The sequence below is a fragment of the Peribacillus sp. GL_122 genome, from assembly GCF_057835005.1.
In genome coordinates, this window is record NZ_CM174415.1 from 2,253,671 (window position 1) to 2,279,668 (window position 25,998).

Here is a 25,998-nt window from a genome sequence, read left to right on the forward strand (position 1 = left end):
ATATGATGTTCCAGCTTCCGGAGTTTGGTTTAATCGCTTTAGCTATGATGGTGGTGATTGTAACTGGAGGGATTGACCTTTCGATTACATATACGGCTGCTTTGTCTGGCGTGACGATCGCACTTATGGCAAGCAGCGGATACCCAATGCTCGCCGCAATCTTAATCGGTGTTTTAGTCGGACTGAGCTGCGGATTGATTAACGGCGTACTCATCTCAAAAATTGGTGTTTCGCCAATACTGGTGACACTCGGAACGATGGTCCTTTTTGAAGGTGTGATCTTAAGCATTACAAAAGGAAATTCGATTTCAGGATTCAGTGAGGGTTATAGCTTAATTGGAAACGGTTACTATATGGGGGTCGTTCCTCTTTCTATCATTATTTTTGTACTATTTTCCATATTAACAGCTATATTGCTGTCAAAAACCAAATGGGGCAGAAGCGTTTATATGGTGGGAAGCAATCCGATCGCCACATTATTTTCAGGGGTAAATAATAGCACGGTATTAATGAGGGTTTATTTATATGCGGCACTTCTTGCCACAATTGCTTCTATTATAATGACATCCCGTTATAATACAGCAAAAGTGGATCTGGGATCTTCTTATTTATTACAAAGTGTAGCGGCAGCCGTGCTTGGCGGAACGGAAATTCAAGGTGGTTATGGCAAAGTTATCGGCACTGTATACGCAGTGATCATTTTCCAAATGTTATCAAGTGGATTGAACTTAATGGGTGTACCGCGTTCGATCGTAACTGTAATGATGGGGGTTATTTTAATCACGGTATTGGTCATAAACTTCGTGAAAACGAAATTAGATGAAAAAAGTCAAAAGAATGTACCTTCAAACTCTGTAGCGTAATGTACAGGACCATGTAATCTTTGAAAATACTTTAGAAAAAATAAGAAAAATTCAAGGGGGATCATTATGAAGAAAATGACGGGGATCTTGGCAACTGCTATTTTAGCTGGTGGACTGTTAGCAGGCTGTGTATCACAAGAAGGAGCAACGGGAAACAGTGAAAAAGGAACTAGTGGCGGAGGTGGTAATGAGAAGTTGAAAATTGCCGTAGTTCCAAAGTTAATGGGGATACCATATTTCAATGCTTCTGAAAAAGGAGCGATTCAAGCAGGTAAAGACCTTGGTGTGGAAACCATTTACACAGGACCTACGGAACCGGATGCTGCACAGCAAGTAAAAGTCATTGAAGATTTAATTAGTCAAGATGTGGATGTAATCGCGGTAGCTCCAAATGACGCAGCATCACTCTCACCAGTCCTTCAAAAGGCGAAGGATGAAGGAATAATTGTAATGGACTGGGATACACCAGCTGATCAATCCCTTGTAGAATTATCCGTCCATCAAATAGACGATGAGGCATACGGTCGCCATATCGCTAAATCCCTCGTAAAACAAATGGGTGTTGAAAAAGGGCAAATCGCGATTTTAACAGGGGGGCTTTCAGCTGCAAACTTAAACACATGGATTGATGCAGCAAAGAAAGAACTGGAAGAGAATTATCCTGGTATTGAATTAGTTTCGGATAAAATCGCGACGGATGAAAAACAACAGGTGGCATACCAAAAAACATTGGATTTAATAAAATCAAATCCTGAATTAAAAGGAATCATGGCTTTTTCTACTCCGGCACCTCTTGGGGCAGCCCAAGCTGTTCAGGAAAAAGGACTGCAAGATGATATTACGGTCGTTGGAACGGCTCTACCGAAAGACTCTTCACCATATTTAGAAGATGGATCTCTAGATGTAGCCATTCTTTGGGAGCCAGACAAACTAGGTTATTTAACCGTTGCCCTTGCCAAACGTTTAGCTGAAGGGGAAAAACCAGAAGATGGTTTGAAAGTTGAAAATGTAGGTGAAATTGATGTGTGGGAAGATGGAAAAACAATCATCATGGGACCACCGACAGATTTTACGAAAGACAATGCAGCTGATTTTAATTTTTAGTGTTTGATAGACCAAAATGTCCCCTCTCAACTATCTAGAGGGGGCTTTTTATTAAAAATCATTGAGTGACTGGCATGTTAGGAGATGTTGAAGGGATGAATGAGAGATATACAATTGGAATTGATTATGGAACTGAATCTGGCAGAGTGCTGTTAGTAGATATAGCGAACGGAAATGAATTGGCAACACATGTTACACCATATCGTCATGGAGTAATGTCTAATAGGCTTCCAGACGGTCGTAAACTTGAAAAAGATTGGGCTCTCCAGCATCCAGGTGATTATTTGGACGTTTTATACACTTCTGTTCCTGAAGTGATTCGGTTAAGTGGAGTAGATGCAAATGATGTGATTGGCATAGGAATCGATTTTACCTCATGCACCATTTTGCCAATTGATAAGAAGGGAGATCCCCTTTGTTTTGATGAGAAATGGAAAAGGGACCCTCACAGTTGGGTGAAATTATGGAAACATCATGCCGCACAAAAAGAAGCGGATGATATTACACGCATTGCACAGGCAACGAATCAGCCATTCCTGCAACGATATGGCGGGAAAATTTCTTCTGAATGGATGTTTCCTAAGATATTGCAAGTGTTGCGAGAATCACCTGATATCTATGAAGAAACGGATCTATTTATGGAAGCCGGGGATTGGATTACCTTCCGACTGACGAATGAGCTGGTACGCAGCAGTAATATGAGCGGTTATAAAGCACTTTGGGATAAAGAAGATGGATATCCGGACCCTGCTTTTTTAGCGGCTCTTGATGAACGCCTTCTGGATATACTGGATACAAAAATGCGTGGTGAAGTGTTACCCATCGCTGGGCGGTCGGGTGGTTTAACAGTAGGGATGGCTAAGAAGATGGGGTTGAAACCTGGTACGGCTGTTTCTGTAGCCATAATCGATGCCCATGCAGGTGTTCCAGCTGTGGGAGCTGTCCATCCAGGTCAATTTGTGATGACGATGGGAACCTCTACTTGCCACATGTTGATTGCTGAGAAAAAACAAACAGTAGAGGGTATTTGCGGAGTAGTGGAGGATGGAATCATTCCCGGATCATTCAGTTATGAAACGGGACAGGTGGCGGTTGGCGATTCGTTTGCCTGGTATATTGAGCAAGCTGTTCCGGAGTATGTAAAGAAAGAAGCTGAGCAAGAAGGTGTCAATCTACATGGCTTATTGGAAAAAAAGGCTTTCTGCTTAATACCTGGTCAATCAGGGTTAGTGGCCTTAGATTGGTGGAATGGCAACCGAACAGTCCTTGTGGATGCGAACTTGTCAGGTGTAATTGCAGGGATTACTCTTTCTACGAAGCCGGAAGAAATATACCGTGCACTTTTAGAATCAACAGCTTTTGGAACAAGGAAAATCCTTGAAACATTTGAGAATGATGGTATAGAGATAAACGATTTGTTTGCCTGTGGCGGATTACCTCAAAAAAATAAACTATTAATGCAGATATATGCCGATATTTTAAATCGCGAAATTAAAATCGCGGATGGGGAACAAGTGGTTGCATTAGGAGCAGCCATATACGCAGCCACAGCTGCCGGCCGTATAAATGGTGGGTATGATTCCATAGAGGAGGCTGCCTCTAAAATGGCAAAAGTAAAAGAAGAGTCTTTTATACCGGTAAAAGAAAATGTAAGGATCTATAAACAACTCTATGCCTATTATTTAGAGCTGCATGACTTCTTTGGCCGTGATCACAATTCCATAATGTATGGTTTAAAGAAATTGAGGAGTGTGGACTAATGATACATATTGCGGTGGATATTGGTGCTTCAAGTGGCCGGCTGGTCTTAGGGAAGATGGAGAACGGGAAATTAGTAATTGAAGAAATTCATCGATTTGCGAATGGCTTCACCAAACAAAGTGAAACATGTTTTTGGGATATTGATCATTTATTGAATGAAATCTTAAAGGGGTTGGAATCAGCAAAAAAGCTTGGGTACGACCACTGTACACTTGGCATTGATACGTGGGGAACGGATTACGTATTGTTGGATGATGATGGACAGAGAGTGCAAGAAGTTATCTCTTATCGTGATAAGCGCACCGAAAATACAATCGAAAAGGTCACAAGAACACTACCTAAAGAAATCATTTATCAAAAAACGGGGATTCAATTCTTATCATTTAACACGTTATACCAATTGTACGAAGAAGATCAAAAGAAGCTGAAAGGTACCAGGAATGTCATGACTGTGCCTGATTATTTAGGTTACTGCCTAACGGGAAAAAAGGTCACAGAAGTTACAAGTGCTTCTCCGATGCAATTATTGAATGTAAACACGAAGAAGTTTGATGAAGAGTTACTGAACCTGGTTGCATTATCTAAAGATCAATTCCCGCCTTTTGCTAATCCGGGAGAACGATTAGGGAAACTGATGAAAGAACGTTTTTCTACTTTTGATCTTCCCGATACAGAAGTGATTATCGTTGCTTCACATGATACTGCTTCCGCCATAGTCGGTTCACCTGGTAATGGAGAGGAATGGGCCTATATTAGTAGCGGAACGTGGTCGTTGCTTGGGATTGAAAGCGATAAACCGATCGTGAATGAGTTAGCCCTTAAAAACAATTATACAAATGAATGGGGTGCATACGGAACCTTTCGCTTCCTGAAAAATATTATTGGCATGTGGGTTATTCAAGAAGTCAGAAGACATTTGAAGGAAGACTATAACTTCGAGCAGTTTGTATTTGAGGCAGAGAAAATAAATGAGTGCAGGCAGTTCATCAACTTTAATGATAAACGATTTTTAAATCCAGAAAATATGATTCAAGAAATTCAGCAGTATTGTCGCGAGACGAATCAGGAGATTCCACATACAGTGGGCGAATTAGCGAACTGTATATTTACAAATATGTCTATTATTTATGCGATGTCCATTCGGCAAATAGAAGAGATAACGGGGAAAAGAATCGAGCAACTTCATATTGTCGGTGGAGGAGCGAAAAATGAATTCGTTAATCAACTTACGGCAGACCTTAGCGGGAAAATCATATACGCTGGACCAGCAGAGGCTACAGCGATTGGGAATATACTAGTGCAAATGATTTCAGGCAATGAAATAAGCGATTTACAAACGGCACGTAAGTTAATACAACACTCGTTTCTTGTAAAAAAATATGAGCCAAAAGAAAAAATTGGATCATCCTTGATTGAAAAATTCAAACAAGCAATTTCCATGAAAGAATATAAATAATAGGAGTGATCAAAGTATGAAAGAAAATCTGCATCCAGCCGAACAAATTGTTATGATCATGGAACGTGTCTATAAGTATGGCATGACAACAATTTCAGGAGGAAACCTGTCTATTCTAGATGAAAATGGTGACCTTTGGATTACTCCATCGGGCATTGATAAAGGAACATTAACCATGAATGATATCATGTGCGTCAAAAAAGACGGTACAGTCATAGGGAAACATAAACCATCGGTAGAGCTTCCCTTTCATCAGGGAATTTATGAAGCTAGGCCGGATATTAAAGCTATCGTACATGCACATCCCCCGGCATTGGTTTCCTTTAGTATGGCACGCAAGGGACCAAACCCAAAGTTGCTTTTACATTCATATAAGAGTGTAGCGGACTCCCTTCAGGTTGCACCCTATGCGATTCCTGGAAGCGACAAATTAAAAGAAAATATTTCGGCTGAATTTGCAAAAGGAGGGGATGCAGTCATATTGGAGAATCATGGTATAGTGGTAGGGAAACCCACTATTTTTGATGCCTTTATGTTGTTTGAAACGCTTGAAGATACTGCATGTATGGAAATAAATGCGAGAAATATAGGGGAACCCTTTGAACTGACCGAACAAAATTTACAAGAAATAGATTTATATAAAGTGGATAAATTAACACAGATAGAAATGAAACACCATTCTGTCGAAGAGGATTCTTGCCGTCAAGAAATGATCAGGTTATTGGAACGGTTATATGATCGTCAGCTTTTTACAAGTATCTCAGGCAGCTTTTCAACACGACTTAAAGATGGATCTATCTTAATCACGCCTTCTCAACAAGACCGTAAATATATTAAGGAAGATGAATTGGTTCTTATTCATCAGGAGTTTAGTGAAGCTGGCAAGGAACCCTGTGAGTTTTATGAACTTCATCAAAAAATATATGAGTTAAACCCGGAGCTTACATCGGTAATCATTGCCAACCCAAGATTTTTAATGGCCTATGCAGTGACAGATGTTAAATATAATACACACATAATTCCAGAGGCCTACATTGTTCTTCGGGATATAGATAAAGTGCCTTTTGGAATGGGGGAAGATCATAATAGAATGATTGCCGATAAACTAGCAGAGGATAATCCTGTCCTATTAATTGAAAATGGGTATGCAGTTGTCTCAGGAAAAAGTTTACTGAGTGTATTTGATAGGCTAGAAGTAGCTGAATATAGTGCAAAAGCATTAGTGTACTCAAAAAGTATTGGCGAAGTAATCGATATTAGTGATGAAGATATTGAAGAAATTATTGAAGGATTTAAGTTAATTACCAAATAACGATATTAATGAAAAAGGCTGTTCCTAAGCTCTCTATTTATATAGAGGGCTTAATATATGTTACAATACAAAAACAAACAAAAGTAAACAAAGATTATATAGATAGGAGAAAGTTGGTATGCTTGTAGCTCAAAGACACCAAAAAATTGTGGAACTCGTAAATGAACGTTCGAGTATTCGTGTTATAGAATTAAGTGAGATCTTTTCAGTTACGGAGGAAACAATCCGGCGTGATCTCGAAAAGCTTGAGAAAGAAACAAAACTTATACGCAGCCACGGCGGTGCGGTTAGCCTGCAAGAAGATGATTCGGAAATCCATTTTTCCGAAAGAGTGATAACAAATGTCAACGAAAAAAAAGTGATAGCATATGAAGCGGCAAAGCGGGTAGTGGAAGGTGACAGGATTATTTTAGATGCAAGTACAACTGCCTGGTATATGTCAAAAGCCTTACCAAACATACCGCTAACGGTTATTACCAATTCCACCAAAGTGGTTATGGAATTGAGTAAAAAAGAAAAAATAGAGGTTATTTCAACAGGGGGAAGATTGCTGTCAAAGTCTTTATCATTTGTTGGTCCGATAGCAGAGAAATCATTAACGATGTATCATGTCAACAAAACGTTTTTGTCTTGCAAGGGGATTCACCTAGAAGAAGGACTCAGTGATTCTAATGAGGGGCAGGCTCTATTAAAAAAGAAAATGATTGAAAGGTCGGATTCAGTGATCTTGATGGTGGATTCCTCAAAGTTTGGAAAAAAGGCGTTTTCGCTAATCGTACCGCCTAGTGAAGTGGATGAGATCATTACGGATGTAGAAATCGATGAAGCATCAAGACAAATGCTTGAAAATAGTCATGTAAAAGTGACGATAGTAAAATAAAAACAGTCTTGCATCAGTTTAAATTTATCGCAAGCGAATAGACGAATTTATGGAAATAGGTTGGGTACCCAACCTATTTTTTGTTACGTTGGAACACTGTATATTTGATTATACAGAGTGAATAGAAAGATAAAAATTTGAAAGAAACCGATGACCACCATTTATATTTCATCGAGAACATTTTGCCGAAGTGATGGATAGCATAGCTGACATATACCTTTCTTTGCAATCGTATACGTTGGAAATGAGTTAACCGGATGTGAAAGGTGACATAAGGCTATTCAGTTTCGTGACATACTGGCTGTTAGGGGTAGGATGGAGACGTTACGGGAATGTGAATAACTCCATGTCAAGCAATAAGAGGAGGAAAGGGAGGAGCATTTCTATGATTCGCAGAAAAATCTTATTGCAAATTTTGCATTTCTTTTAAAATGGTGGATAGTGAAATTTTTTTCTGGAACATGCATATAATCGAAGGTGAAAAGGGTTATTTGCTCCTTGGTGATAGTTGAAATTGGAAAACCTTTCCGGTAACATATATTAAGAATCATATAATAGGAGGTTGTCCATTGGCTTTACAAATTAAAGAAGTTACGAAAAAATTCGGGGAATTCACAGCTGTCAACCAGCTTGATTTAACTATTCCCGAGAAAGAAATGTTCGGTTTTTTAGGTGGGAACGGAGCGGGGAAAACGACTACGTTCCGAATGATACTCGGCCTGCTTGACCCGACTGAAGGGGAAGTGATCTGGGATGGTAACAAAATCGATTATACGACAAGTTCATTGATTGGCTATCTTCCTGAGGAACGCGGACTATATCCAAAACTGAAGGTCCGTGATCAAATTGTGTATTTGGCTAGATTAAGAGGGATGAACAAAAGGGATGCTTTGAAAGAATTGGAGTATTGGCTAGACCGCTTTATGGTTCCCGAGTATATTGATAAGCGAGTTGAAGAGCTTTCAAAGGGAAATCAGCAAAAAATCCAGCTGATCGCATCCATGATTCATAAACCTGAATTACTTATCCTTGACGAACCTTTCAGCGGACTGGATCCCGTGAATGTGGAAATACTGAAGAAAGCCGTCATCGACTTAAGGGACAGCGGTACGACAATCGTTTTCTCGAGCCATCGCATGGAGCATGTTGAGGAGATGTGTGAGCATCTTTGCATCATGCATAAAGGTTCTCCTGTTGTGGCTGGAAAATTAAAAGAAATCAAGCGTTCATTTGGTAAAAAGAATGTGTCAATTAAAGCTGATTTTGATTTATCCTTTTTGGATAATTATTCAGGTGTAACAAAAGTAAAGAACACGATGGAAGGAAAAATTCTTCAAGTCACTGGTGAAGATGTGGCTGAGAACATGATTCGTGATCTTGTTCCAAGAGGTTTCGTCCGGAAGTTCGAATTGGAAGAACCATCGCTGACGGATATTTTCATTGAAAAAGTGGGTGCCGTCTATGAATAACTTTTGGATTGTCCTTTCCCATACATATCTATCAAAATTAAAAACGAAATCCTTTATCATTTCTACAATCATTATGATGGCCCTGATTCTTGTCCTTACGAATATTTCGAATCTTATTGATAAATTCGACAGTGATGATCAGGAAAAGGTTGCCGTCATCGATAAGACTGAAGGTAGCTTATTTGATTCTTATAAAAAAGCGGTAGCAGGTGTGAACGATGACCTATCGATAATATCCGCCCAGGATGAAAAGGAAGCGGAGGAAATGGTCAGCGCAGAAGAAATCGTTGGTTATTTGTTAATCGAAAAGGACGAAGCCGTCGGCTTCAAGGGAACGTATAAAGCGAATCAAATTTCAGATTCTGCGGTAAGTAATGATTTGCTTTTAGCGCTTACCCAATTGAAGGGTCAAATAACTGCGAAGGAATTGAATTTGACAGAGCAGCAAATCGCTCAATTAAATACGCCGCCAGCATTTGATACGATTGCGCTTCAGAAAAATGCAAAAACGGAAGAGGATCTCAATCAGGCACGCGGTCTCGTGTATGTGCTCCTATTCGTCATTTACTTCGGTGTATTGATGTATGCAACGATGATTGCAATGGAAGTGGCTACTGAGAAAACCTCACGGGTCATGGAAATCCTGATTTCAAGTGTCCCGCCAGTAACACAGATGTTTGCCAAAATAATGGGTGTTGCTTTGCTTAGTCTTACGCAAATGATTTTATTTTTTGGAGTGGGCTATTTCTCGATTAAACAAAACTTGACAGGTATGGATGAAGGATTCTTTTCATTTTTCGGTTTCGGAAGCACCGATATCTCAACAATCATTTATGCGATCATCTTCGCTTTGCTTGGTTATTTTCTGTACGCGACTCTTGCGGCATGTCTTGGGTCCGTTGTCAGCAAAATTGAAGATGTCCAGCAAATGATTTCACCGATGACCATGTTAGTCGTCATTGCCTTCATGATTGCGATGTTTGGACTGGGGAATCCGTCAGCGAGTTATATTACGATTACATCATTCATTCCATTTTTCACGCCAATGATCATGTTCTTGCGCGTAGGGATGCTTGAAGTTCCATTCTGGGAAATCGCCATCAGCATTGCTGTGTTGATCTTAACCATTGTTTTACTAGGAATAATCGGGGCAAAAATCTATCGTGGTGGAGTCTTGATGTACGGAAGCTCAAAATCACTGAAAAGCATCAAGAATGCCTTGCAATTATCAAAGAAAAATTAACATGAAACCTGGATCCTTCATTCCTGTTGAAGGTATTCAGGTTTTTTAATAAGATAATACCATTCAAATAAAAAATATTTTGAGATTAATGAAAATGGAAAAGTAACATAGATATAAGGGAACATAAATATATTCCATTTATGAAACCGCGATTAGGAGTGAACTATAATGAGCAATCTGGTAACGTTGACGATAGCTTCAGAAGCGTTTCTCTTGCTATCCTTCATCATTATTATTTTATCAAGCAGGAATCCGAAAAAGAATGTTCTCTTTGTCATCCTATTCATCATTGGAGCTGCACCGCTTTTATATTTAGCCATAGATCATGTGAAAAACGATTATATGGATGCAAATATAGGATTGGGTCTTGCCTTTATGTATACCTGGATATATAGCGCAGTTGCCTTTATCATTGCCATCATTCTTTTATTGAAAAAGAAAAGGAATAATAATATTTCAAAAGAACAGTAATATTCCCATTATCCAATCAAGTTCCGGTTTTTAATTAGCTTTTTTGGATTTGAGGATATATGGGTTCCACATTTACGTTCTTAAGAGTGGAGTCCAAACTTCTCGATCATGGTAATTACTTAAAAATATGGTGGTACCCCTTAAAGAAGTATCACCAAGCCAATACGAAAAAGGGTTGCCCCTAAAAGTCATTTTACTGACTTTTAGGACAGCCCTTTTTTGTTTTTAAATCCTTTTTAAATCAATGAAAATAAATGTAAAGCAGGTGAGGGTTAATGAACACACTATTGTTCGTAACAGATTTATACTATGAAGCAAAAGGAAGAAATTATTATGAGGAGGATTTGTTCCTTACTTCGAAGCTTAGAGAAGATTTTAAGTTGGGCATTTGTCATCCTGAAGACACTGAAACGTTTGAAAAAGATTTTGACTTAATAGTATTTCGAAATGCTGGTCCAGTAGCGAATTTTAAGGATACGTATCAAGCATTCCGCAATAGAGTAGTTTCTGGATATTTTGAAAACATACAATTAATTTAACGGAAAGTCTGATATGAACGGGAAGGAATACTTAATTGAACTAACGAATGCTCAATTTCCTGTTATTCCAACTATAGAAACTCTTGATTCTTTAGATAAACTCCCTAATGTAGAGACGTATATTGTAAAGCCAAAAGATGGTGCAGATTCAATCGGTTTGGAATTTGTAACGAAAGATGAATTGAGAGATAAAGTTGATTCAGAATCAAAAAACACATTAGTACAACCATTTATCAACTTTGAGTATGAGGTTTCATTTTATTTTATCGATAAAGAATTTCAGTATGCTCTTTATGCACCAGATAAAGAACAAAGATGGGAATTAAAAGAATATGCACCTATTGTAGAAGATTTAACTTTTGCAAACAAATTTTTTGAATGGAATAATCTTGATTGGGGGATTCAACGAGTTGATGCTTGTCGGAATGAACAAGGTGAACTTTTATTAGTTGAATTAGAAGATTTAAATCCCTATCTTTCCTTGTTAGAATTATCTGATGAAACACTGAAGAACTTTGTAGAGGCAATGAAAAAGTCATTACTGAAAACTCTTCAGCTTAAATTTAAATTTTTCTTATAGAACTATCAGGTGCGTAGTAGTAAAAGAAGGAGCAGTCCCAAAAAAATTTTATAAGGAAAAAAGTCGTTCATGAACAAATCTAAAGATATATAAATGTGATTCTTAGCCATACTAATAAAGATTAAAATATAGTTAGGAGGCAATATTATGGGAAGATCAAACAATCAAAAATCATCTAGCAGAAAAAAATCATTAGCTCAAACTCCCAATAACTTAAAAATCGAACCGGATCGTGTGAATGAAGAGTTTTCGCGTGAGCTAGGTGAAAGTGCGAAAATAAGAGCTACAAGACCTAAATGATACTACAAAAAAAGTGATTGATTACACTCTTTTTTAAAATTTTAGTAAAACAAATCGCGCTGTTTTTTAATAATTTCTATAGAACCAACCTTGCGTTTGTTGAAGAAGATGTTTCACAAGGACCCTATTAATATGGTCCTTTTTTCTTTGTGAAAAATCAACAGCATTTAACCAGTGCCTTTAAATAAAAAAATGTGGCAATAGTATAAGATCAGAGCAAAAAACACGGTTTTATGCTTTGAAGCTAGACTTTTTCCCTGATGTACCTAATAAAATTACATAACTCAAGTATTCGTTAAACACAATGCGTTTTACAACAAAAATAATGGTATGTCTCTAATAAAGTTGTATGAACGAATATAAGATTAATTTTTTAAAAAAACAAACTAGTTCTGAAGCAGGTGACGTCCTGCATCGACCACTTGGCTCTTCAAAAAAATGGCCGCATTTGGATCCAATTACCTTTATCCCTGCATAAACGACACCATTTCCTATTGATGGTGAAGAAGACGTTGATGTTAAGGTAACCATTGGACCAAAAAGCAAAAAAAACAAATTCCTCTTATGATTACAGGGATGACCTATGGTATCGCACTTAGTGAACAAACAAGGCTTTCTTTGGCGGAAGCAGCAAAAAATGTAGGAACCGCGATTAATTCCGGAGAAGGCGGAGTAATACCTGAAGAATTAGATAAAGCAGGAAAATATATTTTACAATTTTCAAAAACAGAATGGTCAAAGGAAGAAGAGCTTATTAAGCCTGCCGACATGATTGAAATTAAGTTCGGACAAAGCGCACTAGCTGGGATGGGTGGAAAAATTTCACCCGAAAATTTAACAGGTCGGGCTCATGAAGTGGTGTGGCTTAAAGAGAATGAGGATGGAGTCTTTTTGAACATTTTTTTGAAAATCAAACATTGAAAGATATTAAAAAACTTGTTAATGAACTTCGGAGCATAACTGGCGGTGTTCCCATTGGTGTGAAAATGGGGGCAGGTGGAAAAATTGAAGAAGATATAGACCATTTAATTGAACTCGGTGTTGATTTCATTACGATTGACGGCGGCCAAGCAGCCACACACGGTGCACTACTACCCATTTTATCCGATGACATGGGAATACCGACATTACATGCAGTTGTCCGGGCTGTTTAATCATTTAGAAACGAGAAAAATGAAGGGTCAAATTAGTTTAATTGTCTCAGAAGGGCTAATAGTACCTGGGCACTTTTTAAAAGTACTTGCACTCGGTGCTGATGCTGTTTATGTAGGATCTGCCATATTATTTGCTGTCTCACATAGTCAAGCATTGAATGCTCTTCCCTTTGAACCACCTACACAAGTTGTTTGGAATCAAGGTGAATTCAAGGATCAATTTAAGATAGAAGATGGAGTAAAAGCAGCAGAGAAATTCTTTACAGCAAGTATAGAAGAAATGAAAATGAAAACGCTCCTTAAAGGAGTTTTCAAAAAAATATTTAGTTTTCCTATGATGAATTGATTGCAAAATGATTGGAATTCCTTTTTCATTTGAACCTTGGGAATACAAACCAAAAGAGTAATAATTGAGTGTGTACGCAGCTATCAGCAAATGTACGAAAAACAGGAACAGAATCATATATACAATATAAAATAGTTGAAAAATTAACTAAAGAATGAATGACCTTGAAGGATGGATATCCACCCAACCTGTTTGAGGGAGATGCTAAGTTTACTAATCCCTTGGCGAATCTCGATATCTTTATAATGAAAATTGTAGTTCCTTTAAAAAGGGTTTGTTTAGTCATCAATTATTTACCCTTTACCTAGTCCATATTTGAATATATGCATAATAAATGTAAGTCTATATTGGTTATTATAATGGAAGTGCAAAAGCTGCCGAGGAGGTAGCTTCTTTTTCCTTTCCAATAAGGTCGTTTATGTAATTACTATATTTGCTAAGGTTCTGATGATTATAGATTTCCATTTCTTCTTTTTACTAAGGATTTGTAAACGGTGATATATCTACTCCATCTCAATTAAATGTATTTTGTTTTAGTAAACTAAAATATCAAATTAGACTAAGGTTTATAGCAAAAGCTTGTCTCCATTCATAGGATAAAGAAAGGCTGTAATCAATGTTATTGGATTCAGCGTTCCTAAACGGGTTTTAAGTGTGGATTCCCCTCAATTGTTATTACAAAAGGAGGTGTTTCTGCCCGTCTTAGGGTTAATATGAAGGGAGAGGCTAGAATTGCCAAATGTTCAATTAGTACCCTTCCAAGTAGAAGGAATAACAGAAAATACCTTGGAAGTTCCACGAGGTATTAGAATGATTCGTGCACGCTCTATTTGGAGAGAAGGGTTTAAGGGTGAGAACATAGTAGTAGCCGTAATCGATACAGGATGCCAGTCAGATCACCCTGATTTGATTGATCAAATTATTGGTGGATATAATTTCACGGACGATTATTATGGTGATCCTGTCAAATTTGCCGATAATAACGGACACGGGACTCATGTTTGCGGAACCATTGCAGCAGCAGAAAATGGTTTTGGAGTTGTAGGTGCAGCACCTAAAGCGAAGTTGCTGGTACTTAAGGTTTTAAATGGATCAGGAGAAGGAACAACAGAAAACATTACGTCAGCTATTAATTACGCTGTCAATTGGACAGGTCCTAATGGCGAAAAAGTACGGGTTATCTCGATGTCATTAGGGGGACCGGATAATGATCCGGCCTTACATTCGTCGATTATAAACGCCGTTCAATCTAATATAATGGTCGTGTGTGCCGCGGGAAATGAAGGCGATGGTAAGGCCGAAACAAACGAGTACAGTTATCCAGCTGCATATCCGGAAGTTGTGGCAGTAGGCTCAGTTGACCTGCGTGAACGAATTTCCAGATTTAGTAATTCTAATGGTGAAGTGGATTTAGTAGCCCCTGGGGAGAAAGTTGTATCAACCTTTCCTGGTAACCAATTTGCCGTCTTATCAGGTACATCCATGGCTGCCCCACATGTGTCAGGGGCTGTTGCGCTTTTGATAAATAAATTTGAAACAATACTTGGCCGTAAATTAACAGAGTTAGAAGAATTTAATGAACTCATAAATAATACAGTTTCGCTGGGCAAACCAAAGACTCAAGAAGGGCATGGAATGCTGAAACTAAATCACCAGAAATTAGAAAATATAAAAAAAGTTTTAAGGGAGTTTAGGTAGCCTTAAGATAGAGAACAGAAAAGTATATGATCCTAATTTCATTGCATATTGTGTTAGGAACTCGGATACAAAGTGATACAAACCCTCTGGGAGTTAAAGGGTTTTTTTTTGTAAATTTATTGCTTATTAAACTACTATGAAAATAAAACTCTAGGTCTAACAAGCTGAAATATTATTAAACCTAAAAAGCTTCTTCAAAGTTTGAACTCTGCAGTAGCCGCCTACTTATAACTTTCTATATTTCTCTGGCACTCTGGAATCGAATAAAGGAACGCAGTGGCAGTTACGTATCTCACCTCATTTGCCAATTTCAGTACAGTTGGCATGATTTGATTTATGGTACGTTCAATTCTATCTTCGATGATGAAAAATCGCACATTATCGGAAGGAATGTTTGGAAGCTGTTGCTTAGCGGCATGGCTGTCTCCTTGTTAAGTGCTATGATTGTTGGATTATTTGTTTGATAACCAATAAAAAATATATTACTTTTTTGTGTATTCAACTAAAAGGTGTGGAGTAAGAACATCCTTTATTTGAAAACAAACATATCTATTAATTTCGGTGTGTTAACTATGCAATTTTAAAACAGACAACCAACTAAAAAATTGAAATCCGTTAAACTTTATCGGGATAATGCCAGCGTAGGGTATTAAGATCCAAAAACACTCATTTCTCCGGAGATGAGTGTTTTTATTTGCATCCTTAGTAGACTCATGTAGTTCATCCTTTTTTGTTTAGCTTCGCATGGGGTATTTTGTGTGTAGTTTTGTTAAACAGACTAAGGAATAAATATACTTAAAAAGCAAAGAATAAAGAAATATTGACACAATAGCTTTTCTCTTTTCATAGGATAGGAGGGTATGGTATATTAATTTCAAGGAGGGATGGGAAATGGATGAAATGTTGAATGATAAAGATTCTGTGAATGAAGAAGAATGCTGTACGACCTCTTCCCACGGCCGAAGAAGTCATCACTCAGAAGCAGTAAAAAAGAATTTAACGACCCGGTTAAATCGAATTGAAGGTCAAATTCGCGGTATAAAGGGTCTTATTGAAAAAGATACGTATTGTGATGATGTGATTACCCAAATAGCAGCTACACAAAGCGCGATGAATAGTGTAGCCAAGATATTATTGGAAGGCCATCTAAGGAATTGTGTGGTCGAACGCCTGAATGAAGGGGATACAGAAGTTATAGATGAAGTGCTTGTAACGATACAAAAATTAATGAAAAAATAAAGGAGTAGATGTTGAAATGGAAAATGTAACATTGAGTGTAAGTGGAATGTCTTGTGGTCATTGTGTGAATGCAGTTGAAGGGAATGTAGGAAAACTTGCAGGTGTTGAAAGCGTAAAAGTACATTTGGACGCAGGAAAAGTAGATGTAGCGTTTGATAAGGAAAAAGTATCACTTGAGAAAATAAAAGAAACAATCGATGATCAAGGCTACGATGTCGAATAAGTCATGGGAGTGCTGTTAAGCACTTTTTTTTACAAAAAATATACCCCATAGCGGTATAGGAAGGCGGGGATGATGTGAGCGGCCAAATAAAAGAAACAACAATGCAGATTACAGGTATGACTTGCGCTGCCTGTGCAAACCGGATTGAAAAAGGGTTAAACCGAATGGAAGGCGTTGAGGAAGCCACCGTTAATTTGGCTCTTGAGAAATCGGTCATTAAATATGATACGGAAAAATTAAGCAACAAGGACTTTGAAAAGAAAATTCAAGATCTTGGCTATGATGTAGTAAAAGAGAAAAAGGAATTTACGATTACGGGCATGACCTGTGCTGCCTGTGCTAACCGAATTGAAAAAGGGTTAAATAAGCTGGATGGAGTAAGCATGGCCAATGTGAACCTTGCGCTTGAAAATGCGACAGTCGAATATGATCCTTCCGAAGCCTCCCCAGTTGACATCATTCAACGGGTGGAGAAGTTAGGGTATGGGGCGATCATCAAGGAAGATAACACGGAATCCGTGGATTTCCGTCAAAAAGAAATTCAAAAACAAAAGAATACATTCATTCTTTCGGTCATATTATCATTTCCATTGTTATGGGCGATGGTAAGTCATTTTAGTTTTACTTCGTTTATTTATATGCCTGATTTCCTCATGAATCCTTGGGTGCAAATGGCATTCGCCACCCCAGTGCAATTTCTGATTGGAAAGCAGTTTTATGTTGGGGCTTATAAAGCCTTGAAAAATAAAAGTGCCAATATGGATGTATTAGTCGCAATGGGAACATCCGCTGCCTATTTTTACAGTGTTTATCAGGCGATCATATCGATGGGATCCCATCACAATACGGCACAACTTTATTTCGAAACTAGTTCGATTCTTATCACCCTCATTCTATTAGGGAAGCTTTTTGAAGCAAAAGCAAAAGGACGTTCTTCCGAGGCCATCAAAAAATTGATGGGGCTTCAGGCCAAAACGGCACTGGTGTTAAGGAACGGGGAAGAACGCGAAATACCACTTGAGGAAGTCATCGTGGGAGATACGATATTGGTGAAGCCGGGTGAAAAGATCCCTGTCGATGGAGAAGTAGTCGAAGGGAACTCTGCCGTTGATGAATCCATGTTAACGGGTGAGAGCATTCCGGTGGATAAAACAAACGGGGATACTGTGATCGGTTCAACATTGAATAAGAATGGTTTTCTCAAAATGAAAGCGACAAAGATCGGAAGGGATACAGCTCTTTCTCAAATCATAAAAGTGGTTGAAGATGCTCAAGGGTCCAAAGCCCCGATTCAACGTCTTGCTGACCAAATTTCCGGTGTCTTCGTTCCCATTGTTGTCGGAATCGCCCTTTTAACTTTTCTGGTTTGGATGATATGGGTTAACCCTGGAGAATTCACACCAGCTTTTGAAGCGATGATTGCAGTGCTAGTCATAGCCTGTCCATGTGCTTTAGGTCTGGCCACTCCAACATCCATCATGGCAGGATCAGGTCGGGCCGCTGAATTCGGTATTTTATTTAAAGGCGGGGAACACTTGGAAACCACACACCATATAGATACGGTCATTTTGGATAAAACGGGAACAGTGACAAATGGTACCCCAGTGTTGACCGATGTCCTCATCGAGAACGGTATGGAAGAAGAACAGTTTTTATCTCTAATCGGCGCAGCTGAAAAACAATCTGAACACCCTCTTGCGCAATCAATCGTTCAAGGAATTCAAGCAAGACAGATATCACTTGCTGCGATTGAGGAATTTGAAGCGATTCCTGGATACGGCGTGAGAGCTGTAGTGGATCAAAAAGTGTTATACGTCGGAACGCGTAAATTGATGAAGCAAAATAACGTGGATATTACTAATGCCCTAACAGCGATGGAAGCTTTTGAAGAGCAAGGGAAGACAGCAATGCTCGCTAGCATTGAAGGTGAATATGCAGGCCTCATTGCCGTTGCCGATACGATAAAAGATACCTCGCTAACGGCGATTAAAAGGTTGAAAGCAATGGATATCCAGGTCATCATGATAACCGGGGATAATCAAAGGACAGCAAATGCCATCGGCAATCAAGTGGGCATTGACCAAGTGATTGCAGAAGTCCTTCCTGAAGGGAAAGCGGAAGAAGTGAAAAAACTGCAGGCAGCCGGTAAAAGAGTGGCAATGGTCGGAGATGGTATAAATGATGCTCCCGCGCTGGCACTAGCCGATATAGGAATGGCCATAGGAACCGGGACGGACGTAGCCATGGAAGCTGCCGATATCACTTTGATCCGGGGTGATTTGAACAGTATTGCTGATGCAATCCTCATGAGCAGGAAAACGATGCGGAATATCAAACAAAACCTATTCTGGGCTTTTGCCTACAACGTAATCGGGATACCAATTGCGGCAATCGGACTGCTTGCCCCCTGGTTAGCTGGTGCTGCCATGGCTTTCAGTTCTGTATCAGTCGTATTGAATGCACTTCGCCTTCAACGGGTAAAGCTCTGAAGATCATGTAAGATATAATGAAGGCATTTGTACTGACTAACCATGCCACGAGCGTTTGGATTTTCATTCCCAACAAATAAAAGCCGATGATTCCTTGGCAAGTGAATCATCGGCTTTCATCTGGATGTTTAAAGCGACCCCTAAATGATGTTCCTTCATACTTTCGGTTGCCAAACCGCTTATTTTAAACAGTAAAATACATAATCCGTTGGTGCGCCACGCTCGCCTTGTTGATGGAGCATCGCTGATACGTTACCGCGATGATAGGTCCCATGATTCACTACATGATGGATGAGGTCGGCAAGTACAAACTCACAAGCCCCCATTTTGGGATGTTCGGTTACAATGGTCCGTTCAAAATCAGGCTGTGAAGTAAAAAAATTATCATAATCCTTTGCAAGTTCATCATAGGAGGATTCAAGTTCACTTATTGAGACTCCGTCCACTTCTTTCTGCCGCTGTTCAACTTTCTTAAAAGTATCTTGAATGGTGCATCCTTTCATTATTTCCAACCAGGTAATATCTGTTGCGTAAAGGTGAACAAGGACTTCCTTGATGGATGGAAAGACACTTTTTATCGTGTCGCCATAGACTCCGTCCGGTAATTGTTTTAGGTTTTGGAACACTTGCTGATTAGCCCACACGTGGTAATCATACATTTTCCTTGCTCGGTTCATTTCCATTTTTTCACTCCTTCAATTGTTACATATCCTTTTCGACATAATTAAAAAAATACCTCTATAAAAAATAACGGTCATCCTGTAAAGAAAATTACTTTTTTGATAAGTGAATAAATTGGTTTTTCACCAAAAAAGAACTGCTGAACGTTCCTCTTAGTTCCCAATACTAATCTTAGTGACCTTATTCTTTTTGAATAATTAATCCAATAATTTTCTATTGAGATAACTTAAAGTTAAGTAAAGCCTAAATAAAAGAAGAAGTGAGGTAGATACTTTACTATTTTGGAAGAAAGATAAATAATTAAATTCTGTTAGTTTACATAAATGACCTTACCCACTTTGAGGCATTAGTTCAACAATATAAACATTATTTTGATTTGATAAAGTTTTTTAGAAGGGATCTGATAATTTGTCCATGCAATTTCCTCGTTTTATACATACCATGATAAAAGATGCCATCCTACTACAGTTATTATGTTTGATTACCATCACTTTTGCGTTCACCTATGTTAAGGGGTCTATCCACTTTTAATATAATAGTAGAGCCATAGTAGATGAAGGGTTTCTCAAATAGGGAATCAACAGACATGTAGTTTTGAGAAAGGTTTTAAAAAATAAAAAAGGAAAAATGGATGGATATGCAACCAATTGTCAATCAGGGATGGAAAGCATAAACAGAGATTAGAAGTGCGGTTAATCATGCGAACAACCTGAAAAGCTGGCAAGGTCAAAGAACATGATATTACAGAAGTTGTGTTAGAGATTGAAAAACACAACCATGAGAATCTAGATCCTGTTAGCGAACTAATTTGTTAGAAAAATAGAACAGTCATTAATTCCAATCATCGATGTCAAGCGGTTTTATTCTTCAACTGACGGGGCTGATTTTTGGATTTCAAGAGTGTGAAAATTCGCTTTATTTGAAAGTATTGTTAATAATTATAATAACTCTTATCGAGGGGTGGAAAAAAATGAAAGCAGATGCCGTTTTTGAAGGTGGGGGGGTCAGGGGAATTGCTTTTATTGGAGCGATTCAAGCAATGGAAGAGGAAAAAGTAGAATGGGAAAGACTCGCTGGGACATCAGCAGGAGCAGTAATCGCAGCTCTTTTGGCTAGTGGCTATAAAAGCCATGAAATTAGAGAACGGTATAGTGAAATCAACTACTCAAAGATGCGAGGCAGGACAATTCTAAATCGAATTCCCGTTTTTGGCTCCTTTTTGGAACTTATGGTTCACCTTGGGATTTATAAAAACGACTATTTGGAAACGTGGGTGGATTCTCTTCTTTCAGAAAAAGGGATTAGGACATTCGCGGATCTTCCAGATGGAAAGTTGAAGATAATTGCGTCTGATGTTTCGAATGGTCAGATGCTTATTTTGCCAGATGATTTGGAACGCTATGGGATGTCTCCTGCTGATTTAAAAGTTTCAACTGCCGTAATGATGAGTGCCTCTCTACCATTTTTCTTCCGTCCGGTTATTTGGAAATCAAAAGACCGGAAAAAATCCTACATTTTAGATGGTGGTTTACTTAGTAACTTCCCAATATGGATTTTCGATACAGACAATCCTCGCTTTCCAACATTCGGATTCCATTTTGTGAAAGATGAAGTTAACATAGATCCGGTTATACCAACGCCAATCCACCTTTTCAAAAATATATTTAAAACGATGCTTCAAGCCCATGATTTACGACATATGAACGAAGAAACGATTGAACGCACGATTCAAATTCCTACTGGCGGCATCAACGCAACGGACTTTGAACTGAATGAGGATGAAATCGACTTTCTCTATAAATCAGGCTATACTTCTGCAAAAGAATTTTTGTCTGAGTGGGATTTTGAACAATATAAGCACAAACGGATGCAAAGAGTAAAAAATAAGTAGGAGAAACATTACCCTATCGTTTCAAAAGGGTGAAAGAGTGGGACAAGGAGCTGTTACAACGGCTCTTTTTCTTATTGAACTAACGATCAATAGTTTAATATGAGGCATAGTTGTCTTGAGCTTAAAAGCAATAAATGGAAATGCGAAATCATAAAAAATTAACCAGAGATATTATTTTAGAATTTTTTAAATGGATAAACGGAAATAAAAGATTGAAAAAAGAAAACAACGTTGGAAGAAATATATACCATAAATGAATTCCCTTACCAGATTCAGGAGATGGATCAATCGAATAAATCGTTTCCGCTATAAATTATGAAATTCAATGAACAGATCCTAAAAGGAGAAGAGATAGGAGGAACTCAATGTCACTGTGAGGAACGGATGATGAGCCAGCCTTTCATTCCTCTTTAAAAAATACTGAGAAAAAATATAGTTGTAGTAAATGTGCGAAGGGATGGGATCTCCAAAACAAATGAAAACAGTATTCCGTGTGCTTATCAGGAAGTAGTGGAAGCTCCGTTAACCATCCCAGCTTCCATTAAGATATTGTAATACCAATAGAAAAGTGGATTCAGCAGCGCCAAGCGAACAATTAATGTCCCACTTATCTGGTAAACTACATACTGCTTTATCAGGTACGTCTATGGACGTCCCGCATGTATCAGGAGCGCTTGCTAATATTATAGAAAAGTAATAAAAAACGTCTCTAAGCCTTTCCGGTAGCAAAGCCAGAGATGGAAATGGATCGTGGGCTAAAGTTTGTTATGATTTTACTCTCAAAAAAACGGTCTATCAATTTTTCCCCACTTGGCATAAAACGTTTGCTAGGAATATAATCCTAAAAATAAGAATAAAGATTGACAATCACACATCCTCATAATACGATACTTTACAGAATAAATAGAATTTTCTTTTTATTTTTTTGTCACAAAACAAAAACCGAGTTTTATATTATAAAACAATAACCTCCTTGTATATACATATTCTCCAAGCGTGAACTCTGACTTTTTCTAATTTTGGAAGCGCTGCCAATTACGGCGTTTTATATAACAAGGGGGTATAAGGTATGGAAGCAAGAATGGAAACAAAGCAAGATAAGCCATTAAATATTGGCAAGAAATTTCGCTGGACCGTCGTCATCTGGTTATTGATTGGGGGAATAATCAACTATCTAGATCGGGCCAACCTCTCCATTGCAGCTCCCGAAATGATGAAGGATCTCGGACTGAGCGTGACCGAAATCGGGTTATTGGGAACCTTTTTTTCTTGGAGTTATGCATTAATGCAGCTTCCTTCCGGCTGGCTGATTGATCGGTTCGGGACCAAAAAGGTGTATACAATTGCGCTTATATGGTGGAGCGGTGCGACCATTTTAACCGGAGCCGTTCATAAAATGAGTTCATTTATTGCTGTACGGATTTTACTTGGAGTGGGAGAAGCACCGTGTTTTCCGACGATGGCTAAGATCACTTCGTATTGGTTTCCTAAAAAGGAACGAGGCTTGGCAACTGGAATTTGGGATTCTTCGTCCAAATGGGGACCAGCCATTGCACCGCCAATTCTCGTTTTTATCATGGTGACGTTTGGATGGAGAGCGCTGTTTTATATAACGGGTGTGATCGGAATCATCTTCGCGATCGGTTTTGTTATTTTTTATAAAAATCCTGAAAAAAGCCAAAAACTTTCCAAGGAGGAATTTGATTACATTAAGTCGGAAGGTGGTGGAGTGGAGCAAGGCATTCAATCATCAAAAATAAAATGGGGTTCGTTATTTAAATATCGAAGCGTGTGGGGGATGATTCTGGGCTTCTTCTGTACCATTTGGATTTGGAACATTTTCCTTGTCTTCCTTCCCCTTTATTTGTTTGATGTCCATCATGTCTCACTTAAAGAAATGGGTATATATGCTGGTATTCCTTGGCTTGGCGGAATCTTTGGCAATATTTTCGGAGGATATCTTACTAAAAAATGGGTCGACAAAGGAATTACTACACCTATTAAAGCAAAGCGTGCCTTAATTAGTATATGTGCCATCTCGGCCGCTATTGTTGTATGTGCAGTTCCACTTGCCAAAGGGCTCGCTATTACCTTAACATTACTGACCCTTGCCCTTTGTTTTATTTCTGCCATTACAGGCAGCGCGTGGGCACTTGCCGGTGACATTGCTCCTCCTTCCATGGTTGCTTCCGTAGGTGCAATTCAGAATTTTGGCGGTTATTTTGGTGGAGCCTTTTCCCCTGTTGTGGCAGGCATGATAGTGGATGCAACTGGTTCTTACTCTCTTGCCTTTATATCTGGCGGTTTAATCGCCGGATGCGCCGCAATCTGTTATTGGTTTATTGTAAAACATCCTATTCAAGAATAGGGTAATCGAGGAGGACATAAATTGATGCCAAAAGTGTATATAGCAAGACCAGTACCGGCCGAGGTAGAGGCATTTATTTCGAAATATTGTCAGTATGAAAAATGGAAAGGCCCTGAACCAATCACCAGAAGCCAGCTGTTAAAGGAAATTTCCGATGTGGAGGGACTGCTCATCACAGGAGAAAAAATAAATGATGAATTTCTGGACCATGCACCATGTCTAAAGGCTGTCAGCAATATCTCGGTAGGCTACAACAACTTTGATCTAGAGGCAATGAAAAAGAGAAGCATAATCGGTACAAATACACCTGATGTTCTCAATGAAACCGTGGCTGATTTAGCTTTAGCCTTAATGCTCTCAGCAGCCCGCCGTATTCCGGAACTGAACAAGCTTGTAAAGGATGGCAAGTGGGGAAATAAAGGCGATGAACCCCTCTTTGGCGTTGATGTTCATGGGAAAACATTGGGCATCATCGGTATGGGGAGAATTGGGGAATCTATTGCAAGACGAGGCAAATTCGGTTTTAACATGGAAGTTTTGTATCATAATCGGCGAAGAAAATCCGAAGTGGAGGAAACGCTCAGTACAACCTACTCCTCTTTAGAGCACCTTTTACGGGAATCCGATTTCGTTCTTTTAATGGTCCCTTATACTCCGGAGACGAGGCATCTTATGGGACGGGAGCAATTCGCGCTGATGAAAAAATCTGCGATCTTTATCAATACATCCCGCGGTCAGACGGTGGACGAAAAGGCCCTCATTGAAGCACTGCGAAATAAGGAAATCCTTGCAGCTGGTTTGGATGTATTTGAACAGGAACCCGTATCGCCTGACAATCCGCTTTTAGCCATGCCGAACGTGGTTACCTTGCCGCATATAGGTTCAGCTACTCATCAAACACGATTTGATATGGCCATGCTTGCGGCGAAGAACCTCGTTGCAGCGGTTACTGGAAGGGAGGTAAGCAATGTTGTCCCTGAATTGAAAGGACTTCAGTCACAAAAATAGTAAAAATTATTAACACAGCGGAAATATTAGGTTGGACATGACAAATTAAAAGAATCGTTGATATTTAAAACTCACACCATTCATAAATTTAGATGAGATAGATAGTTTTTTATTAAATGCAGGACATAAAAGAAAAATTCGTTAAAAAGGCATCCATTCAATTTGGATGCCTTTTTAATGGGGAGAAAGTATGTGTTCAAAATGACCCTAAACAATTTGTTCTACGGCACAATTCCAACCAACAAAATAAGACGTAGAAGACTTGACTAGGAAGCATTAGGTTAGAAGGGATGATCATTCATTAGATATATTACAGAAAGAATAGTCCACGGGTCCAAGAAAAGAATACGAGGTGGTTAAGAAGAGGAATATGCTGCATGAACTGCATAGTGACTATTAAAAATAATTCTAAAATAACTCCATGTGTGCAGTTGTAATGATCCCAAGAAGTATTAGTAGAATTAGACATATTTTAAATCATTTGGTTCTTTTTCTTTTCCTAAGTAAATTCAATAGTTTATCTAGTTCCTGGCTTTTATATAATGTTGTTGGGGCTGTAAAACCATATATCATTCCTATAGTTATTAATTCTTTCCTCAATATCTCAATTTTTTCATTTAATTCTTCCATACTCTCCAATGCAGAATCCCTCAAGTACTTTCATTTTTTATTATGAAACCATTATTACATAAATTAGGATGTTTTTAAATAAAAAGTGAGTGACTACTCATAAATTATTTGGACATTCATTAGTCCGATTTTGTATCCTGCTTTTATTCTACTTTCCCGCAGACTTCATTAGGCTTACATAAACAGATGAAATACTATAAGTTTATTAAAAATTTTTCATTGTTAAAATAGCCCATGGAAGTTATTTGTAACGATTAAATAAATGATTCATGAAGAGAACTAGGTCGAAAGAC

The 25,998-nt window shown here is 38.5% G+C and carries 21 protein-coding genes and 2 pseudogenes; 21 read left to right on the plus strand and 2 right to left on the minus strand.

Going from position 1 to position 25,998, the window contains the following annotated elements:
• Window positions 1–5 precede the first annotated feature (5 nt).
• The 18 genes and pseudogenes from AC3ISB_RS10945 (at window position 6) to AC3ISB_RS11030 (ending at window position 19,127) form a co-directional block, all read left to right on the plus strand.
• Window positions 6–863: an ABC transporter permease gene (locus AC3ISB_RS10945; RefSeq protein WP_480339075.1), complete on the plus strand. Its 858-nt coding sequence runs from the start codon at window positions 6–8 to the stop codon at window positions 861–863.
• A 66-nt stretch (window positions 864–929) separates the two neighbouring features.
• Window positions 930–1,967 (plus strand): autoinducer 2 ABC transporter substrate-binding protein, encoded by a 1,038-nt coding sequence (locus AC3ISB_RS10950; protein ID WP_098373087.1) that lies wholly within the window; start codon window positions 930–932, stop codon window positions 1,965–1,967.
• 95 nt (window positions 1,968–2,062) lie between these two features.
• Entirely contained in the window at window positions 2,063–3,727 is a 1,665-nt protein-coding gene (locus tag AC3ISB_RS10955; protein WP_144528347.1) for a ribulokinase, read from the plus strand.
• The gene (rhaB, locus tag AC3ISB_RS10960) at window positions 3,727–5,184 is read left to right on the plus strand and encodes a rhamnulokinase (protein ID WP_489276380.1); all 1,458 of its coding nucleotides are present in this window, start codon (window positions 3,727–3,729) and stop codon (window positions 5,182–5,184) included. The genes AC3ISB_RS10955 and rhaB overlap by 1 nt, the downstream gene beginning before the upstream one ends.
• Window positions 5,185–5,200: 16 nt before the next feature.
• Window positions 5,201–6,496, plus strand: a complete 1,296-nt coding sequence (locus AC3ISB_RS10965) for a class II aldolase/adducin family protein (RefSeq protein ID WP_480338882.1) — start codon at window positions 5,201–5,203, stop codon at window positions 6,494–6,496.
• Window positions 6,497–6,614: 118 nt separating this feature from the next.
• Window positions 6,615–7,376, plus strand: coding sequence for a DeoR/GlpR family DNA-binding transcription regulator (locus AC3ISB_RS10970; protein ID WP_144528344.1), 762 nt, complete (start codon window positions 6,615–6,617; stop codon window positions 7,374–7,376).
• Window positions 7,377–7,945: 569 nt separating this feature from the next.
• The gene (locus AC3ISB_RS10975; RefSeq protein ID WP_144528343.1) at window positions 7,946–8,845 is read left to right on the plus strand and encodes an ABC transporter ATP-binding protein; all 900 of its coding nucleotides are present in this window, start codon (window positions 7,946–7,948) and stop codon (window positions 8,843–8,845) included.
• Window positions 8,838–10,088, plus strand: a complete 1,251-nt coding sequence (locus tag AC3ISB_RS10980; RefSeq protein ID WP_098373082.1) for an ABC transporter permease — start codon at window positions 8,838–8,840, stop codon at window positions 10,086–10,088. Before AC3ISB_RS10975 ends, AC3ISB_RS10980 begins: the two co-directional genes overlap by 8 nt.
• Window positions 10,089–10,256: 168 nt before the next feature.
• The gene (locus AC3ISB_RS10985; RefSeq protein ID WP_098373081.1) at window positions 10,257–10,559 is read left to right on the plus strand and encodes a hypothetical protein; all 303 of its coding nucleotides are present in this window, start codon (window positions 10,257–10,259) and stop codon (window positions 10,557–10,559) included.
• A 275-nt stretch (window positions 10,560–10,834) separates the two neighbouring features.
• On the plus strand, window positions 10,835–11,098 hold the full coding sequence (locus AC3ISB_RS10990) for a hypothetical protein (RefSeq protein ID WP_489276383.1): 264 nt from the start codon (window positions 10,835–10,837) through the stop codon (window positions 11,096–11,098).
• Between the two features lie 13 nt (window positions 11,099–11,111).
• Window positions 11,112–11,678: an ATP-grasp domain-containing protein gene (locus AC3ISB_RS10995; RefSeq protein ID WP_489276385.1), complete on the plus strand. Its 567-nt coding sequence runs from the start codon at window positions 11,112–11,114 to the stop codon at window positions 11,676–11,678.
• A 147-nt stretch (window positions 11,679–11,825) separates the two neighbouring features.
• Window positions 11,826–11,978, plus strand: coding sequence for a YfhD family protein (locus AC3ISB_RS11000; protein WP_098373080.1), 153 nt, complete (start codon window positions 11,826–11,828; stop codon window positions 11,976–11,978).
• Between the two features lie 394 nt (window positions 11,979–12,372).
• Window positions 12,373–13,539: pseudogene (locus tag AC3ISB_RS11005) on the plus strand (FMN-binding glutamate synthase family protein); the annotation flags it as partial.
• Between the two features lie 671 nt (window positions 13,540–14,210).
• On the plus strand, window positions 14,211–15,176 hold the full coding sequence (locus AC3ISB_RS11010; protein ID WP_489276387.1) for a S8 family peptidase: 966 nt from the start codon (window positions 14,211–14,213) through the stop codon (window positions 15,174–15,176).
• A gap of 273 nt (window positions 15,177–15,449) precedes the next feature.
• A pseudogene (locus AC3ISB_RS11015) lies at window positions 15,450–15,640 on the plus strand (nucleoside transporter C-terminal domain-containing protein); the annotation flags it as partial.
• Between the two features lie 436 nt (window positions 15,641–16,076).
• Window positions 16,077–16,415, plus strand: coding sequence for a metal-sensitive transcriptional regulator (locus AC3ISB_RS11020; protein WP_230176591.1), 339 nt, complete (start codon window positions 16,077–16,079; stop codon window positions 16,413–16,415).
• A gap of 16 nt (window positions 16,416–16,431) precedes the next feature.
• Window positions 16,432–16,638, plus strand: coding sequence for a copper chaperone CopZ (copZ, locus tag AC3ISB_RS11025; protein ID WP_076368959.1), 207 nt, complete (start codon window positions 16,432–16,434; stop codon window positions 16,636–16,638).
• A 101-nt stretch (window positions 16,639–16,739) separates the two neighbouring features.
• Window positions 16,740–19,127, plus strand: coding sequence for a heavy metal translocating P-type ATPase (locus tag AC3ISB_RS11030; protein WP_179891088.1), 2,388 nt, complete (start codon window positions 16,740–16,742; stop codon window positions 19,125–19,127).
• 179 nt (window positions 19,128–19,306) lie between these two features.
• On the opposite strand, the gene AC3ISB_RS11035 is transcribed toward AC3ISB_RS11030, so the two are convergent.
• On the minus strand, window positions 19,307–19,810 hold the full coding sequence (locus AC3ISB_RS11035; protein WP_489276389.1) for a DinB family protein: 504 nt from the start codon (window positions 19,808–19,810) through the stop codon (window positions 19,307–19,309).
• A 968-nt stretch (window positions 19,811–20,778) separates the two neighbouring features.
• Here AC3ISB_RS11035 and AC3ISB_RS11040 point away from each other — a divergent pair.
• The 3 genes from AC3ISB_RS11040 to AC3ISB_RS11050 all read left to right on the plus strand — a co-directional run bounded on the left by AC3ISB_RS11040 (window position 20,779) and on the right by AC3ISB_RS11050 (window position 25,075).
• A complete protein-coding gene (locus tag AC3ISB_RS11040) occupies window positions 20,779–21,699 on the plus strand; it encodes a patatin-like phospholipase family protein (protein WP_101221785.1) in 921 nt (306 codons plus the stop codon).
• A 1,069-nt stretch (window positions 21,700–22,768) separates the two neighbouring features.
• On the plus strand, window positions 22,769–24,067 hold the full coding sequence (locus tag AC3ISB_RS11045; protein ID WP_480338885.1) for an MFS transporter: 1,299 nt from the start codon (window positions 22,769–22,771) through the stop codon (window positions 24,065–24,067).
• Window positions 24,068–24,088: 21 nt separating this feature from the next.
• Window positions 24,089–25,075, plus strand: a complete 987-nt coding sequence (locus AC3ISB_RS11050) for a 2-hydroxyacid dehydrogenase (RefSeq protein ID WP_489276390.1) — start codon at window positions 24,089–24,091, stop codon at window positions 25,073–25,075.
• 477 nt (window positions 25,076–25,552) lie between these two features.
• Here the strand turns inward: AC3ISB_RS11050 and AC3ISB_RS11055 are convergent, their stop codons facing one another.
• Window positions 25,553–25,705 (minus strand): aspartyl-phosphate phosphatase Spo0E family protein, encoded by a 153-nt coding sequence (locus AC3ISB_RS11055; RefSeq protein WP_098371763.1) that lies wholly within the window; start codon window positions 25,703–25,705, stop codon window positions 25,553–25,555.
• Between the last annotated feature and the right edge of the window lie 293 nt (window positions 25,706–25,998).

What these genes read in the sequence shown, in the direction of transcription:
- AC3ISB_RS10945 (WP_480339075.1), top strand. Translation starts at nt 6, where the DNA reads ATGTTCCAGCTTCCGGAGTTTGGTTTAATCGCTTTAGCTATGATGGTG.
- AC3ISB_RS10950 (WP_098373087.1), top strand. Translation starts at nt 930, where the DNA reads ATGAAGAAAATGACGGGGATCTTGGCAACTGCTATTTTAGCTGGTGGA.
- AC3ISB_RS10955 (WP_144528347.1), top strand. Translation starts at nt 2,063, where the DNA reads ATGAATGAGAGATATACAATTGGAATTGATTATGGAACTGAATCTGGC.
- rhaB (WP_489276380.1), top strand. Translation starts at nt 3,727, where the DNA reads ATGATACATATTGCGGTGGATATTGGTGCTTCAAGTGGCCGGCTGGTC.
- AC3ISB_RS10965 (WP_480338882.1), top strand. Translation starts at nt 5,201, where the DNA reads ATGAAAGAAAATCTGCATCCAGCCGAACAAATTGTTATGATCATGGAA.
- AC3ISB_RS10970 (WP_144528344.1), top strand. Translation starts at nt 6,615, where the DNA reads ATGCTTGTAGCTCAAAGACACCAAAAAATTGTGGAACTCGTAAATGAA.
- AC3ISB_RS10980 (WP_098373082.1), top strand. Translation starts at nt 8,838, where the DNA reads ATGAATAACTTTTGGATTGTCCTTTCCCATACATATCTATCAAAATTA.
- AC3ISB_RS10985 (WP_098373081.1), top strand. Translation starts at nt 10,257, where the DNA reads ATGAGCAATCTGGTAACGTTGACGATAGCTTCAGAAGCGTTTCTCTTG.
- AC3ISB_RS10990 (WP_489276383.1), top strand. Translation starts at nt 10,835, where the DNA reads ATGAACACACTATTGTTCGTAACAGATTTATACTATGAAGCAAAAGGA.
- AC3ISB_RS10995 (WP_489276385.1), top strand. Translation starts at nt 11,112, where the DNA reads ATGAACGGGAAGGAATACTTAATTGAACTAACGAATGCTCAATTTCCT.
- AC3ISB_RS11000 (WP_098373080.1), top strand. Translation starts at nt 11,826, where the DNA reads ATGGGAAGATCAAACAATCAAAAATCATCTAGCAGAAAAAAATCATTA.
- AC3ISB_RS11020 (WP_230176591.1), top strand. Translation starts at nt 16,077, where the DNA reads ATGTTGAATGATAAAGATTCTGTGAATGAAGAAGAATGCTGTACGACC.
- copZ (WP_076368959.1), top strand. Translation starts at nt 16,432, where the DNA reads ATGGAAAATGTAACATTGAGTGTAAGTGGAATGTCTTGTGGTCATTGT.
- AC3ISB_RS11030 (WP_179891088.1), top strand. Translation starts at nt 16,740, where the DNA reads ATGCAGATTACAGGTATGACTTGCGCTGCCTGTGCAAACCGGATTGAA.
- AC3ISB_RS11035 (WP_489276389.1), bottom strand. Translation starts at nt 19,810, where the DNA reads ATGGAAATGAACCGAGCAAGGAAAATGTATGATTACCACGTGTGGGCT.
- AC3ISB_RS11040 (WP_101221785.1), top strand. Translation starts at nt 20,779, where the DNA reads ATGAAAGCAGATGCCGTTTTTGAAGGTGGGGGGGTCAGGGGAATTGCT.
- AC3ISB_RS11045 (WP_480338885.1), top strand. Translation starts at nt 22,769, where the DNA reads ATGGAAGCAAGAATGGAAACAAAGCAAGATAAGCCATTAAATATTGGC.
- AC3ISB_RS11055 (WP_098371763.1), bottom strand. Translation starts at nt 25,705, where the DNA reads ATGGAAGAATTAAATGAAAAAATTGAGATATTGAGGAAAGAATTAATA.